This is a genomic window from Variovorax sp. GW531-E2 (assembly GCF_059423125.1).
Window position 1 is genome coordinate 96,348 of the sequence record NZ_JBWKXQ010000001.1, and the last position, 14,789, is coordinate 111,136.

Below are 14,789 nucleotides of genomic sequence, written 5' to 3' on the forward strand. Positions count from 1 at the left end.
TCCAGCAGCCATCCAGCGCATGACCGTTTGTTCGCGCGGAGTCAGGCGATGCTCGAACCGCTGAGCCTTTCTGGTCGACGCCTGCACCCGGCGGCTCCGTGCAACGGCGTCAGCTCGTTCGGCGCTTCACATTCGGAACCAAGGCCTTGATCACCGCGTCGGCCATCCGATGAAGAGACGGCGCGTTCTGATAAACCCGCTCCATCACCGCCAAGCCTCGGGTGAATGTGATGACAACCTGCGCGGTTTCCTTGGGGGACAGTGAAAGCTGTGCCGACATGTCTCCCTTCGACATGGCGGCTGAGACGACGCCCTGGAGCTCGTCGAGCAACTGACGCAGCCGCTCCTGGATGCGCGGGCCTGCACCGTCGACCTCCGTTGCCGTCTTCGTGGTGAGACAGCCCCGAGGCGGTACGCCTTGCGTCATGTTGGCGATCGCGACCTTGAAGAAGGCGCGCAACGCCGTCTCTGCGCGCGGTTTGTCGAGGGCTGTGCGCGCGTTGTCCAGAAACCTGGTGGCGTACGCCTCGAAGGCCAGCAAGAACAGTTCCTCCTTGCCGCCATAGGCGTGATAGAGCGAACCACGCTGCACATCGGCGGCCTCTGCCAGATCGGCCATGGACGTGGCCCGCCAGCCTTTTTGCCAGAACACGTCCAGCACGGCGTCCAACACCTTGGCCTCATCGAACTGCCTGACTCCTGCCATGAGAAATCCTCGCGCTTTCTATTTTTGACAACGTAGTCAAACTTGACAATACTGTCAATGATAGTCCGTCCGCCACGCAGGCGATGCCCGCGGCGCCAGGCAAGACACTTCCATCGTTCTGAAGGAACCCCAATCGATGACTCGGCTTTCTGCCTCACCGCCTGTTTCCCAAATCGGCATCGATCGTCGATGGGTGGGTGTGCTGTTCGGACTCGCTTCGGCCCTGATCTGGGGCGCCTTTCCGGTCGTGACTCGCTTCGGGCTGACTCACACGGCATTGGACGTCTACGACATCACATGCATCCGGTACACGGTCTCGGGCGTGATGCTGTTGCCGTTTCTCGTACGACGAGGCCTCATGGGGCTGAGCTGGACAGCCATCGCGCTCATGACCGCCGGCATTGGCGCGCCCTACATGCTGGTGGTCGCCTTCGGCCTCGGCATGGCGCCGGTGGAGCAGTTCGCCGTGGTCACGCCTGGCAGCATGATCCTGTTCTCGGCGCTCATCAGTGCCTGGGGACTCGGCGCCAGGCTCTCGCGCAGGGAGACGGCGGGCATTGCGCTGATCATCCTCGGGGTCGCGCTGGTCGGCTTCCACAATTTCAGCGCCGTCCGCTCCTCGCCGTGGGCCTACCTGATCTTCCTTCTGGGCGGGCTGCTGTGGGCCATCTACACGGTCTCGTCCAAGCAGTTCTCTGCATCGGCGCTGCACGCCACCGCCATTGTTTCGGTGTTCTCGATGATCATCTACCTGCCCGCCTACCTCGCGACGCGCGGGCTGCACCTGTTGCAAGCGCCACTGGGTGACATCGGTGTGCAGGCGTTCTATCAGGGGGTGATGGTCTCCACGGTGGCTTTGTTCTTTTTCAGCAAGTCGGTGCAGATTCTGGGCGCAGCCGTCGGTGCCACGTTCGCTGCACTCGTTCCCGGCGCAGCGACGCTGCTCGCCCTGCTGGTCCTTGACGAGCGGCCCAGCGCCACAGCCATTGCCGGGCTTGTCATCGTCACAGGCGGCATGACGGCGATGCTGATACAGCAACGTCGATCTTCGTCCCCCGTTGAATCCAGGGGACATTGAGTCCCTGAACCCGGCAATTTCCGTCGAGGAGTTTCTGCATCGAAGGGCGCAGCTTCCTCGCTGGTTCATTCATCGAACAGGCGGCGCAGCCGCGAGGCCGTGGAGCAGCACCGTCCAGTGCTGCAGTCGGGCCATGGCGGCCTCGCGGCCTTTCTGCGCCGCTTGTGGACCGCTGCCGTCGTCGGCCAGCGCGATCAGTTTGTGGGCAGCCGTCGTCACGGCCCGCGCGAAATCCTCGGTGCGGCCCTGCCACACCACGATGCGATGGTGCAGGCCCATTTGCGCGGCGCGCTGCGCATTGATCGCCTGCTCGGGCTGGTCGGTCAGGAGCAGCAGGATCGGCTTGCGGTACACCGCCGCGACCGACAGCGCCGCCATGCCGGGCGCGGAGACGATGAAGGCGCTGCGCGCAGCCCTCTCGATCCAGTGCTCGTCCTGCGCGTGCCAGCCCGCGCGCTGTGCATAGCCTTCGCCGACGAGGTGCGCCGGCGCGCGCGCCTCGGCGAGCCCGCGCTCCAGGCCGTCGGCCAGTGCGGCTTCCTTGAAATGCGGGTTGAGGTACACGGCGGCCTGCGGTGCGAGGTCGTCGTGCGCTTCCGTGTCGACGCCCACTACGGCCACCGGCGTGGCGAGCCGGTGGCCGCCGTGTCCATCGGGCTGGGGCTCGCCGTAGGCGAAATCGTGCGCGATGCGCGCGCGGCTGCGGTCGATCTGCCACGCGACGATGCGGCCGAAGATGCTCGCCATCCACGCCGGCATGCGCCCGCTGAAGTTGGTCTGCAGCGCGTGCCGCAGGCTCGCGCCGTACACATGCACCACCTTGCGCCGCCAGACCGGCATCCAGCCCATGAACAGCAGCGCGGGGTGGAAGGAATCGTTCACCACCAGGTCCGCATCGCGGAACCACGCGCGCAGCCGAAGGATGTCGCGCAGCATGCGCTCCGGACGGAACACGTAGTGCGCCACGTTGCGGTCGGTTTCGCGGCGCAGCATGTTCTGCTCGCGGTCGAACTGCACCGCGTAATGGCGCGAGAGCACCGGCGCCTCGATGCCGAAGCCGGCGAGAAAGCGCGCGCCTTCATCGGAGGTGGTGAGCACCTGCACGCTGGCGCCCGCGGCGCGCAGCGAATGCGTGAGCAGCTGCGCGCGCATCAGGTGGCCGCGCGCGTCCGCAGTCGCGAGGTAGACGATGCGCGTCGGCATCGACGGACTCAGGCCGCCACCGGCCGCGCACGGCCGGGGCGCAGGCGCAAGGCCACGCCCGCGAGGTACATGCCCAGCGCGCCGGTGATGCCGAAGCCGCGCTCGGTGTCGCGCACCTCGCGCATCAGCTGCGCGAGCCGTGCTTCTTCGTACGGCGCCACGCAGCGCTGCAGCGTGTGGCTGCACAGGCGGATGTGCCGGTCTTCGTCGGCCAGCACGCGCGTGAGCAGCGGGTGCAGCGCATGCCGCGGGCCGATCAGCGCGCAGTGGCGCTGCAGGATGCGCGAGGCCATCTGCTCGGCGGCAAGGCCGATCGCATACGCCGGCACGAGGCCACCATGTGCGAAGTGCGGCGCATGGCGCTGGATGAGACGCTGCCAGCGCGCAAGCTTGCGCTGGCTCAGCCAGTCGGGCTTCGGTGCTGCTTCCGGCGATGCAGCCGCCTGCGCCGTGCCGCCGCGCGCGACGATGGCGTCGGCGAAGAGCCGCGCATGCAGTTGCTCGTCGGCCAGGTGCTGGTCGAGCTGGCGCGTGAGCCACTCGGGCGCGTTGGTGCGCAGCTCGCGCTGCAGCGCCTGCTCGGACGATTCCTCGCCGATCAGATACAGGCGCAGCAACATCACTTCGCCGGCGCGGCTCGCATGCATCTGGCGCAACGCGGCGCGCTTGATGTGGTGCACCAGCCGGGCCTGCAGCGCCGGCCAGCCACGCAGTTGCGGCGGCGAGAGGCAGTCGAATGCCGCGTTCGCCTGGGCGGTGTCAGCGTCCATCGGCTTTTTTGGCCACCGGGGTCTGCGGCTGCAGTTGCTGCCAACCGAGCACGAGGCCGATGAAACTGCCTTGGAGGAAGGCGCGCGCCGATGCATCGGCACCGGCGAACTCGCGCTGCTGGCCGTCGTAGCGCACGTAGCCCTTGCCGCCCGCGGCACCGAGCACCAGCTTCTCGTTCTTGTGGAAGCCGCGCTGCATCAGCGGCAGCAGCAGCGACTGCGATTCGAGGCCATAGAGGAACAGGTCGCGCTGCACCACCTGGCGCGGAATCTGCCCGCTCAGCGCCTGCAGCTCGAGCGACCAGTCGCCTTGCCGCATCGCTTCGGACAGCTCGCCGCCCTTGGCCCCCGGCGCGTGGAAATGCGCGCGCGCCACCGACTTGGAGGCACGGCTCAACCCCAGGCCGACGGTGATGTCCGCATCGGTGGCACCGCCTTTCCGGTTGTCCCGCACCTGCACGAACTCGTTGGCGAGCCGCGCGGCGATCGAAGGCCTGGAGAGCGTCTCGGCGATCTGCGCCGGCGTGAGCACCACGCGCTCGGCACCGCCTTCGATCACCACGACCTGGTACGGGTCGATGCGGATGTCGCTGAATTCGCCGCCGACGGGCGAGTGCGCATGGTTGCTCACCGACCACTCGTTGCCCGAGCGGCTCAGCAACGCATGGAAGGTCAGCGGCACGCGCTGGCCACTGTGGCGCGACTGGCCGGAGCCTTGCAGCAGCACGTCGCCCACGATGGTCTTGCGGCCGTAGCTGCGCGGGTTCGCAAAGCGCAGGGTGTGCGCCGTGCTGTCGAGTGCGGCGCGCGTGTCGGCATCGTCGAGCGCGAGGCGGTTGCACTCGTTCGCAGGGCCTGCGAGCGCGGAGAAGGGGCAGCCGCTGTCGGACTTGAAATTGAAGACGCCGCGTCCGCTGAAGTCGGCGGCGCCCGCCGTGGCGCATGCGCCGGTCAGCACGAGAAGGCTGATGAGGATGTTTTTCTTGTTCATGTCGGGCGATGGTACGAAAGCGCCTGCGCGTCCGCGTTCGTGCGGCCCGTCGTGTGCAGGCCGATGCCGCGCGCGAAGGCGCCGAGCATGTCGATGGTCGAGAAGCCCACGATCAGCGCCACGCCGGCGAGCCAGCGCAGGCCGCGCAGGGGCGGCAGGTCCTGGTGGTTGAGCGCGCGCACGCTGAAACCCAGCCGCGTGAACAGCACGCACAGCGGCCCGATCGGCCCGCTCTTCGCAAGCCATTGCCAGCGCGCCGACACATAGCTGCGCAAGAGGTGCGGCGTGAGCGAATACGTGTCCTGCCCGCGCATCCAGCGCAGCTTGAGCGCTTCGGCACGCGTGTCGGGCAGGCGGTGCTCGGTGTGGGCCGCGGCCGCGTAGTGGATGGGAACGTTCGCTGCCTTCAGCCGCATGCCCAGCACCTGGCAGTGCGCGCGGTACACGCCATCGAGCGCCTGGTAGCTGTGCTGCTCGAACACGTCGCGGCGAAAGGCCACGTTGTTCGCGTAGAAGTTGCTCGTCGCGCCCGCGTGGTCGGCGTTGGGAAAGTACATGAAGTCGATGGTCGTGAGCGCGGTGCCCACGATGCTGGCCGCGTAGCTCGTGCGGCCGGCCACCACCGCGGGCGCATCGGCGCCGCGCGTGAAGGGCGTGAGCATCTGCAGCAGCCAGTCGTCGTCGGGCAGGCAATCGGCATCGGCGAACACCACGTGGTCGCAGCGCGTCGCATCGGTGGCCGCGAAGCCGACGTTCTTGGCGTCGTAGTAGCCGGTGGCGGCGTCGATGCGCACGAAGTCGATGGGGCGGCCCGCCAGCGCCGTGACGGCCTCGCACGATGCGGCGCTCAGGCCGTCGTGCGTGATGACCACCTGGGCCAGGGCCGAGAGCGGCAGCTTCTGCTTCGCCAACAGGGCGATCAGGCGCTGCAGGCTGGTGCTTGCGGCGGCTTCGGCATCCGCTCCGCCGCGCAGGTTGTTGGTCTCCAGGACCAGCGCGCAACGCGCGGCAACGTGATCGGGCATCATCGAATTTTCCTGTCGGGACATTGTTTTGAAGGCTTGCATCCTGCTTTTATCTCACAACCGCCGCCGCGGCCAGTGCCTTGGGGGAGGGCGCTGCGCATGAGGCTCGCCATCTTCGGCGCCGGTTATGTGGGCCTCAGCTTCGCCGCCTGCATGGCCGAAGCGGGGCACGACGTGCTGTGTGCGGACGCCGATGCCGGCCGCATCGAGGGACTGCAGCAGGGCCGGATGCCGCTGCACGAGCCGGGGCTGGAGGCGCTGGTGTCCGCAGGCCTCTCGACGGGGAAGCTGCGCTTCACGGCCGACGAGCGCGCGGCGAGCCTGCATGGCGACGTGCTCTTCATCGTGGTCAACACGCCGGCCGATGCGCAAGGCGATGTCGACCTGCGGCATGTGATGGCCGTGGCTCGCAGCGTCGGGCAGCACCGGGACCGCGATGCCGTGGTCGTCTGCAAGTCCACCGCGCCGGTCGGCACCGCGGAGCAGGTCGAGGCCGTGCTGCGCGCGGCGCTTTCGCAGCGCGGTGCGGCACATCGGGTCGCGGTGGCCGTGAACCCCGAATTCCTGCGCGAGGGCTCGGCCGTGCGCGACTGCCGCCAGCCTGACCGCGTGGTGATCGGTGCGACCGACCCCGCGGCCATCGGCCTGCTGACACGGCTCTACGAACCCTTCGTGCGCGACCCGGCGAAGCAGCTGCTGGTGATGGACCGGCGCTCCGCCGAGCTCACCAAGTACGCCGCCAACGCGATGCTCGCGACCCGCATCAGCTTCATGAACGAGATGGCGCGCGTGGCCGAGCATGCGGGCGCCGACATCGAGATGGTGCGCCGCGGCATCGGCTCGGACCGGCGCATCGGCCCCGACTTCCTGCAAGCGGGCGCGGGCTATGGCGGCTCGTGCCTGGCGAAGGACGTGCGAGCGCTGCGGCATGCCGCCGATCGCGAGGGGCAGCCGCTGCGCATCCTCGCGGCCGTCGAGGCCGCGAACCACGAGCAGAAGGGGCGCCTCTTCGACCTGATGACGCATCACTTCGAAGGCCGCATCGCGAACAAGACCATCGCCCTCTGGGGCCTGGCCTTCAAGCCCGACACCGATGACATGCGCGATGCGCCGAGCCTCGTGCTGCTGGAGCGCTTGTGGGCGGCGGGCGCGCACGTGCAGGTGCACGACCCGGCGGCGATGCCGAACGCGCGCGCCATCGTCGGCGAGCGCGGCGACGTGCGCTGGTGCGACACGCCCGAAGACGCATTGCAGGGCGCCGACGTGCTGGCGCTCGTGACCGAATGGCCCGTGTTTCGTCGCCCCGATCTGGCGCGCATCGCCAGCACATTGAAGGCGCCCGCGATCTTCGACGGCCGCAACCTCTACGACGCCGCCGAAGTCGAAGCCGCCGGCATCGCGTACTACGGCATCGGGCGCGGCCGGTCAGTGCGGCGCTGAATCGTCGTCAGCAGCGTGCCGGTCACTCGCCGGCTTCTTGATCCATTGAAAACGTCAACCCCATGTCGGAACGAATCGAACTGAAGCTTGATTGGACAAGAAAACAGGTCCGGCAACTGGCCGCAAACGGCGAGCTGTCCATCCTGCAATTTTCCGCCACACAGGAGGTACCGCCTTCGCTGCTGGAAATCCTGAACGAAGATCTCTTCAGGCATCGGCCGGACATCACATGGCGGATGTATGGAAGCTACGCGCGTGTGTGCGATCTTTCTTGCCTGAGGCTCATGCCCCATGTCGAAAGGTTGAGCCTTGACTGCCTCACCCGGGTCAGCAATGCGGATGCCGTAGATGCCTTGCCGAAGCTGAAGGAGTTCGTCTTTGATGTGTATGAAGCAGATTCGCTGGATGTGTTGAACGCAGTGCCCACAGACCTGCAAAGACTCAGAATCGGCAAGACGAAAACGAAGAAGACCGATCTTTTCGGGCTGGAGCGCTTTTCCCATCTGAGGCAACTCGTTGTTGCAGGCCACACGCGAGGCCTCGAGGTGATTGGAAAGCTGTCGACCTTGAATGAGGTGTCCCTCATGGGGATGCCGCTGTCGAATCTGGCCTTTCTAGGGCATCTGCCCCACCTGCATATGCTTCAACTGGGATTCGGAAGCGCGCAGAACCTGGACACGCTTGCGGGCCTGAACGCCCTGAGACACCTGGCACTGTTGCGGATCAAGGATTTGTCGGACCTGTCCGTCGTCAGCCAACTGGAGACGCTGCAAAGGTTGACCGCGCAAGATCAGCCACACCTTGCCAGCTTGCCCTCGTTGGCTGCGCTCAAGGATCTGGCGCTGATCGTCCTCAACAACGTGGGGCTGAAGGACCTGAGGTGGGTGGCCTCTGCACCGGCGCTCGAAAGCCTGGCCATGTTTCAGATGCCAGCGCTGGCGCACGGTGACGCCCAGAGTCTCCTGCGTCAGCCCGGCCCCCTGAGGCGCCTGATGGTGGGGTTGAAAAGCGCCCGCGAGCACAAGCTCGCGCGACAGGCGATCGAGGAATCAGGCCTGTGGGACGATGGCGGATGGTGGCGGTGACATCGCGACCCTTGGTGTTGTCGTCGCATTGAACTGCGAGGTGATGTCTGTACTCATTAATTCGGAGGCGGCCTGCATGAGCAGGGCCGCACTGACCGGCTTGGGCATCCCCACTCGCATATTCGGGCCTGCGCTCATTCCTGGCGCGCGTTGCTTTGGCGCACGGCGTGCAGATACCCGTCCAACGCCAGCAGCACCTCCTCCACCATGACGTCCGCGCTCGGCAGGGCGGCGCTCACCAGCAGCGTCTGCTTCACCAAAGCATCGACGACGGTGTACGCGCCGAAGGCCACGCGCGCATCGTGCAGTCCCTCGGGCCAGTCCACCGCGCTCGTCAGTGCCTTGCCGAAGAGGTTGACGTTGTGCTGGTACAGGCGGTTGTAGACGAGCTGCGGCGAGACGCGGCGCTCGATGGAGCTCAGCACCCGCCAGCGCCCGCCGCCCTCGAGCATCGTGTGCACCTGGGTCTGCGCCAGCAGACGCGTGATCTCGCTCAGCGTGCGTTGGCCTTCCGCCTGGACGACGTCATCCACCGCGCTCGAGAGCGCCGTCGAGAGCTTGCGCACCCAGGTGCGCACGGTCATGGCCGCGACCGCTTCCTTGCCGGGGAAGTACTGGTAGACGCTGCCGACGCTGACGCCGGCCACGTTGGCGATGTCGCGCATCGACGTCTTCTCATAACCCTTTTCCAGCAGCAGGAGCACGAAGGCATCCTGGATGGCGATGGACGTCATCCATGCGCGTGACTGGGAGGGCTTGCGTCGGGGTTTGAGGGCGGTCGTCATGGCTGAAAAGCGAACACCGGGACGGCGCACGCAAGGAGGAGGGCCTCGTTGCAGAGGGAAATCAACGCTTCGGCGCGTGTCCCGAAAACTGAACATGCCTGCCCGGTCGATTTCCTAGACTTCTTTCAACCCGAGGCAGCTGGTGGCCGCGAGCCCCGAACCTCACATCAACCCAAGGCCAACGCGCGCACTCGTCATTCTTGCATGTCACCTCCTGCGACCTACAAAGCACCCTTGCGCGAACTGCGCTTCGTCCTGAACGATCTGCTCGGCATCGACGGAGAACTGAAGTCGCTTCGCCTGCCCGGCGCCATCGCCCGTGAAGACATCGACGCGCTGATGGAGGACATGGCGGCCTTCGCCGAAGAGGTGCTCGCACCGCTCAACCAGAGCGCGGACCGCGAAGGCTGCACCTGGCGCGATGGCGAAGTCGCCACCCCCGGCGGCTTCAAGGCCGCGTACGACGTGTTCCGGGGCAAGGGCTGGGCCGGCCTGGGCGCGGCGCTCGAGCACGGTGGCCGCGCGTGGCCGACGGTGCTGACCCATCTGGTGACGGAGCTGATCGGCTCGGCCAACCATTCCTGGCTGATGTACCACAGCATTTCACGCGGCGGCTACGAATGCATCCGGGCCAACGGCACGCCCGCGCAGCAGGCGGCATACCTTCCGCACCTGGCCAGCGGCGCGTGGACCAGCAGCATGTGCATCACCGAGTGCGAGGCCGGCACCGACGTGGGCCTGCTGCGCACGGTGGCCGTTCCGCAGCCGGACGGCAGCTATCGCCTCGCGGGCCTCAAGCGCATGGTCACGGCCGCCGAGCACGACCTGGCGGACAACATCGTCCACCTCGTGCTGGCCCGGATCGCGGGCGCGCCCGAGGGCGCGCGGGGGCTTTCGCTGTTCATCGTGCCCCGGCACCTGCCCGGCGCGGCCGAGCGCAACGGCGTGCGCTGCGAAGGGCTCGAGGACAAGATGGGCATCCGCGGCACGCCGACCTGCTGGTTGCGGCTCGACGGTGCGCGGGGCGAATTGCTGAACACCGCCGGCAACGGCCTGGCGGCCATGTTCGTGATGATGAACATCGCCCGCCTGGCCACGGGCATGCAGGGCGTGAACCAGGCCGAGGCGGCCTACCAACTTGCACGCGATCACGCCCGCACGCGGCTGCAGGGGCGCGGCTTCAGCGGGGAGCGCAGGCCCGAGGCGCAGCCTGCCGCCGATCCGTTGATCGTGCATGCCGATGTGCGCCGCATGCTGCTGGTGCAGAAGGCCTGGACGGAAGGTTCGCGCGCGCTGGCCTACTGGCTCGCGTTGCAGGTCGATCGCTCGAAGCTCCACCCCGAGCCTTCGGTGCGCCGCGAGGCCGACGAGCTCGTCTCGCTGCTCACGCCGGTGCTCAAGGCCTTCGCGACGGACAACGGCTACGCCAGCACCACGCTGGCGCAGCAGGTCATGGGCGGCTGGGGCTACCTGGACGACAGCGGCGTTCACCAGTACCTCCGCGACGTGCGCGTGGGCCAGATCTACGAAGGGGCCAACGGCATCCAGGGCCAGGACCTGCTCGGACGCAAGATCCTCGGCGACGGGGGCGCAAGGCTGCGCGGGTTCATGGACGTGGTGCACCAGGTCCTGGAGAAGAACGAGGCGCATCCGGTGCTACAGCCGTGGGTGGCGCAGACGCGCGCGCTGTGCGTGCGCCTCGATGCGCTGACCCGGCACCTGATCGCGCGGGCGCCGTCGCACCCCGACCAGGTTGGCGCGTCCGGCCACAGCTGCCTGCGCATCGTCGGTGTGCTGGCCCTCGCGTGGCAGTGGATCGGCATGGCCTCGATCGCGCAGCGCAGGATCGACGCGCAACAGTCCGATGCCTTCGACATCGCCAAGGTGGCCACGGCCCGCTTCTATTTCGCGCACCTGTTCCCCGAGGTCGAGCAGCACCTGCAGGTGGCCGCGCGGGACGACGACGCCGTGATGGCGCTGGACGCCGACTTCTTCTGATCCCGCCGCGCAGCCGCTCCCGGCTGCGCCCAGAACAACACGGGATGCGAAGCCCGGCGGCATCGCGTTGCCCGGCCCGGCATCCAACTGGAAAAAAACTTCATGAACCTGATCTCGATGTTCGACGAGAGCGCGTCGCGCTGGCCGACGAAGACGCTGCTGCATTACGGCGACGAGGCCTTCAGCTACGCGCAGATCCAGGCGCTCAGCCGCCGCGCCGCGCAGGTGCTGCGCGACCGGGGCGTGGGGCAGGGCGACCGTGTGGCCCTCATGTGCTTCAACACGCCGTACTTTCTCATCGGCGTGCTGGGCGCGTTGCGCCTGGGCGCGGTCATCGTGCCGGTCAATCACAAGCTGCAGAAGCCCGAGGTCGAGTTCATCCTGCGCCACAGCGACGCCAGGCTCTGCATCATCGACGTCGCCCTGGGCACGCTGGCGCAACGCATCGAGACCGAGGCCTGCCTGCTGGGCACCGGCGACATGGCCGGCGCAGTGGACGTCGGCTTCGATCACTTCGACACGCTGGTGCAGCGCACCGAAGCGGGCGAGTTGCCTGCGCCGGTCGATGACGAGGCACTGGCGCAGGTGCTCTACACCTCGGGCACCACCGGCCAGCCCAAGGGATGCCTGCACAGCCACCGCGCGGTCTTCACCACGGCGCTGGTCTGCGCGGCGGCCCTGTCGATGACGCACAACGACCGGATGCTCATCGCCATGCCGATCTGGCATGCGGCGCCGCTCAACAACTGGACCTTCGGGACGCTGCTGATGGGCGGCACGCTGGTCTTCCTGCGCGAGTACGCGCCGCGCGGATTCCTGGAAGCCATTGCGCGGCACCGCGTCACGCTGACCTTCGGCGCGCCCATCGCCTTGCTCGCGCCGCTCGAACTCGCTGACTTCGACCGCCACGACCTGGGCTCGATGCGGCTGTGGATCTACGGTGGCGGTCCGCTGGGCGAGGACATGGCGAAGCGGCTCATGCAACGCTATCGCACGACGCAGTTCATGCAGGTCTACGGCATGACCGAGATGGGCCCGCTGGGCACCGCGCTGTTCCCGGAGGACGCGCTGCGCAAGGCGGGATCGATCGGCCGCTCCAGCCTGCCGGGCGTGCAGGTGCGCGTGGTCGCTGAAGACGGCGGCGCGGCGCCCGCGGGCCAGGTCGGCGAGATCCAGTTGCGCAGCGAAGCCGCCATGCGCGGTTACCTGAACGATGCTGAGGCCACGCGCGCCGCCTACACACCCGACGGCTGGTACCGAAGCGGCGACCTGGCCCGGGTCGACGAGGACGGCTACTACTACGTGGTGGACCGGCTCAAGGACCTGATCACCACCGGCGGCGAGAACGTGTACTCCAAGGAGGTGGAAGACGCGCTGTCGCCGCATCCCGATCTCGCCGACGTGGCCGTCATCGGCCGCCCGCACCCGGACTGGGGCGAAACCGTGGTGGCGGTCATCGTGCCCCGGCCCGGCCGGCAGCCGGACGCGGAGGCACTCAAGGCCTTCCTGGCCGACAAGCTGGCCCGCTACAAGATTCCGCGCGACTACGTCTGCGTCGACACGCTGCCGCGCACGCCGTCGGGCAAGTTGCAAAAGCACCTGCTGCGGCAAGACATCGGCGCACCGGCTTCCTCTCTTCTTTCCACTTCCAAGGATATCCACGCATGAACCTGTTCGACCTGAACGGAAAAGTCGCCGTCGTGACCGGTGCCAGCCGCGGCATCGGCCGCGCCACCGCCGAGCACCTGGCGCTGCTCGGAGCCAAAGTCTGTGTCTCCAGCCGGCGGCTCGAGGCCTGCGAGGAAGTGGCGGAGGGCATCCGGGCGCAAGGCGGGCAGGCCTTTGCCTGCCAGGCCAGCATCTCGCAGCCCGAGGAGCTGCGCGCGATGGTGGCGCAGGTGCGCGAGCGCTTCGGCGCCATCGACATCCTGGTCTGCAATGCGGCCACCAACCCGCACTACGGGCCGCTGGCCGAGATCGCGGACGAGATGTTCATGAAGATCGTGCGCAACAACGTGCTGAGCAATCTCTGGCTGGCCAATCTCGTTCGTCCCGACATGCAGGCCAGGGGCAACGGCGCCATCGTGATCGTCTCGTCCATCGCGGGCCTGCAGGGCTCTTCGACGATCGGTGCCTACGGGTTGTCCAAGGCCGGCGACATGCAACTGGCCCGTGACCTGGCGGTCGAGTGGGGCCCACAGGGCATTCGCGTCAACTGCATCGCGCCGGGCCTGATCGACACCAAGATGGCCGGCATGCTGCTCGCGGACCCCGAGATCCAGTCGTTCACGCAGAAGAAATTGCCGCTGCGGCGCGTCGGGCAGCCGCAAGAGATTGCGGGCGCCATCGCGTTCCTGGCATCGCCCGCGGCCGCGTTCGTGACCGGCCAGACGCTTGTCGCCGACGGCGGCGCCGTCATCGTCTGAACACCCGCAGATCGACATCCACAAGGAGACTTACCGTGAGCCTGAAGAAAACCATCGTCGCGCCGATGCTGTGCATCGCCCTGGCCGCCAGCGCCCAACCCGTGCCGACCGTGAAGATCGCCACGCTCGACATGCTGTCGGGCCCGATGGCCGGGCTGGGGCAGAACGTGTTGAAGAGCTTCCAGTACGCGGCGCGGGTGGCGAACGAGGAGAGGTGGGCGGGGCCCTACCAGTTCGAGATCGTTCCCTTCGACAACAAGCTGTCGCCCCAGGAGGCCGTGGCGCTGCTCGGCACGGTCGTGGCCAAGGACATCCGCTATGTGGTTCAGGGCGCGAGTTCGTCCAGCGTGGGCATCGCGTTGGGCGAGGCCATCGACAAGCACAACGCCCGCAATCCGGGCAAGGAGATCGTCTTCCTGAACTACGCGTCGCAGGCGCCGGTGCTCACGAACGAGAAGTGCAGCTACTGGCACTTCCGCACCGACGCGCACTCGGACATGAAGGTCGACGCGCTCACCACCTACCTGGCCGGCCGCAAGGACATCCGCAAGATTCACCTGCTCAATCCCAACTACGCCTACGGGCAGGACACGGCGCGCGCATCGCGCGAGTCGCTCGCGCGCAAGCGCGCCGACATCGAGATCGTGGGCGACGACCTGCACCCGACCGCGCAGGTGAAGGACTTCGCGCCCTACATGGCCAAGATCCGCCAGTCCGGTGCCGACGCGGTGATCACGGCCAGCTCGGGCTCCGACCTGGCGCTCATCGTGCGCGCGGCCAACGACTTCGGGCTGAAGGTCGACTTCTACACCTTCAACGGCAGCAACTACGGCGTGCCCGGCACCATCGGCGCGACGGGCGAGGGCCGCGTCAAGCTGGTCTCGACCTTCAACCCCAACGACCCCGGTGCGAAGAGCTCGGCCGTGCTGGCCAACTTCAAGAAGCAGTTCGGCGAGGACTTCATCAACGGCATGGGCTACAACGCCGTCGTCGCGCTGTCCGGCGCCATCCGCAGCGCGAAGTCCGCCGAGCCGGCGAAGGTGGCCGCCCAGCTCGAGGGCTTGCGCTTCGACGGCATCAACGGTCCCGTGGTCCTGCGCAAGTCCGACCACCAGGCCCAGCAGGCGATGTTCGTCCAGAGCTGGGAGAAGGTCGACGGCTCGGCCGTCCGCTACGACCAGGAAGGCACCGGCTTCGGCTGGAAGCAGATCGCGAGCGTGGACGCCAAGGCGGCCGAGCAGGCCACGACCTGCCGCATGAAGAGGCCCTTGTGACCGCACGA

Annotated in this window: 13 protein-coding genes; 7 read left to right on the forward strand and 6 right to left on the reverse strand. The window is 67.5% G+C overall.

The window, feature by feature from the left end:
- Nucleotides 1–109: 109 nt before the first annotated feature.
- On the reverse strand, nt 110–706 hold the full coding sequence (locus AC07XP_RS00420) for a TetR/AcrR family transcriptional regulator (protein WP_495263444.1): 597 nt from the start codon (nt 704–706) through the stop codon (nt 110–112).
- A gap of 136 nt (nt 707–842) precedes the next feature.
- Between AC07XP_RS00420 and AC07XP_RS00425 the strand changes: the two genes are divergently transcribed.
- Complete coding sequence (locus AC07XP_RS00425) at nt 843–1,784, forward strand: DMT family transporter (protein ID WP_307693325.1); 942 nt, start codon at nt 843–845, stop codon at nt 1,782–1,784.
- Between the two features lie 69 nt (nt 1,785–1,853).
- On the opposite strand, the gene AC07XP_RS00430 is transcribed toward AC07XP_RS00425, so the two are convergent.
- The 4 genes from AC07XP_RS00430 to AC07XP_RS00445 are packed head-to-tail and all read right to left on the reverse strand — an operon-like array spanning nt 1,854 to nt 5,776.
- Nucleotides 1,854–2,987, reverse strand: a complete 1,134-nt coding sequence (locus AC07XP_RS00430; RefSeq protein ID WP_495263445.1) for a glycosyltransferase family protein — start codon at nt 2,985–2,987, stop codon at nt 1,854–1,856.
- An 8-nt stretch (nt 2,988–2,995) separates the two neighbouring features.
- Entirely contained in the window at nt 2,996–3,757 is a 762-nt protein-coding gene (locus AC07XP_RS00435; RefSeq protein ID WP_495263446.1) for a hypothetical protein, read from the reverse strand.
- Entirely contained in the window at nt 3,747–4,748 is a 1,002-nt protein-coding gene (locus AC07XP_RS00440) for a hypothetical protein (protein WP_495263447.1), read from the reverse strand. Before AC07XP_RS00440 ends, AC07XP_RS00435 begins: the two co-directional genes overlap by 11 nt.
- Nucleotides 4,745–5,776 (reverse strand): glycosyltransferase family 2 protein, encoded by a 1,032-nt coding sequence (locus AC07XP_RS00445; RefSeq protein WP_495263448.1) that lies wholly within the window; start codon nt 5,774–5,776, stop codon nt 4,745–4,747. Before AC07XP_RS00445 ends, AC07XP_RS00440 begins: the two co-directional genes overlap by 4 nt.
- Before the next feature lie 96 nt (nt 5,777–5,872).
- Here AC07XP_RS00445 and AC07XP_RS00450 point away from each other — a divergent pair, with 96 nt between their 5' ends.
- Nucleotides 5,873–7,213 (forward strand): UDP-glucose dehydrogenase family protein, encoded by a 1,341-nt coding sequence (locus AC07XP_RS00450; RefSeq protein ID WP_495263449.1) that lies wholly within the window; start codon nt 5,873–5,875, stop codon nt 7,211–7,213.
- A 62-nt stretch (nt 7,214–7,275) separates the two neighbouring features.
- Nucleotides 7,276–8,298: a hypothetical protein gene (locus AC07XP_RS00455; protein ID WP_495263450.1), complete on the forward strand. Its 1,023-nt coding sequence runs from the start codon at nt 7,276–7,278 to the stop codon at nt 8,296–8,298.
- Between the two features lie 134 nt (nt 8,299–8,432).
- On the opposite strand, the gene AC07XP_RS00460 is transcribed toward AC07XP_RS00455, so the two are convergent.
- Nucleotides 8,433–9,032 carry a TetR/AcrR family transcriptional regulator gene (locus AC07XP_RS00460; protein ID WP_495263451.1) on the reverse strand — a complete coding sequence of 200 codons (600 nt, stop codon included), beginning with the start codon at nt 9,030–9,032 and terminating at the stop codon, nt 8,433–8,435.
- 285 nt (nt 9,033–9,317) lie between these two features.
- Between AC07XP_RS00460 and AC07XP_RS00465 the strand changes: the two genes are divergently transcribed.
- The 4 genes from AC07XP_RS00465 to AC07XP_RS00480 all read left to right on the forward strand — a co-directional run bounded on the left by AC07XP_RS00465 (nt 9,318) and on the right by AC07XP_RS00480 (nt 14,781).
- Nucleotides 9,318–11,081 (forward strand): acyl-CoA dehydrogenase family protein, encoded by a 1,764-nt coding sequence (locus AC07XP_RS00465; RefSeq protein ID WP_495263452.1) that lies wholly within the window; start codon nt 9,318–9,320, stop codon nt 11,079–11,081.
- Between the two features lie 102 nt (nt 11,082–11,183).
- Entirely contained in the window at nt 11,184–12,749 is a 1,566-nt protein-coding gene (locus AC07XP_RS00470; protein ID WP_495263453.1) for a class I adenylate-forming enzyme family protein, read from the forward strand.
- A complete protein-coding gene (locus AC07XP_RS00475) occupies nt 12,746–13,507 on the forward strand; it encodes an SDR family NAD(P)-dependent oxidoreductase (RefSeq protein ID WP_159276211.1) in 762 nt (253 codons plus the stop codon). The genes AC07XP_RS00470 and AC07XP_RS00475 overlap by 4 nt, the downstream gene beginning before the upstream one ends.
- A 65-nt stretch (nt 13,508–13,572) precedes the next feature.
- Entirely contained in the window at nt 13,573–14,781 is a 1,209-nt protein-coding gene (locus tag AC07XP_RS00480) for a branched-chain amino acid ABC transporter substrate-binding protein (RefSeq protein WP_495263580.1), read from the forward strand.
- The last annotated feature ends 8 nt before the right edge of the window (nt 14,782–14,789 follow it).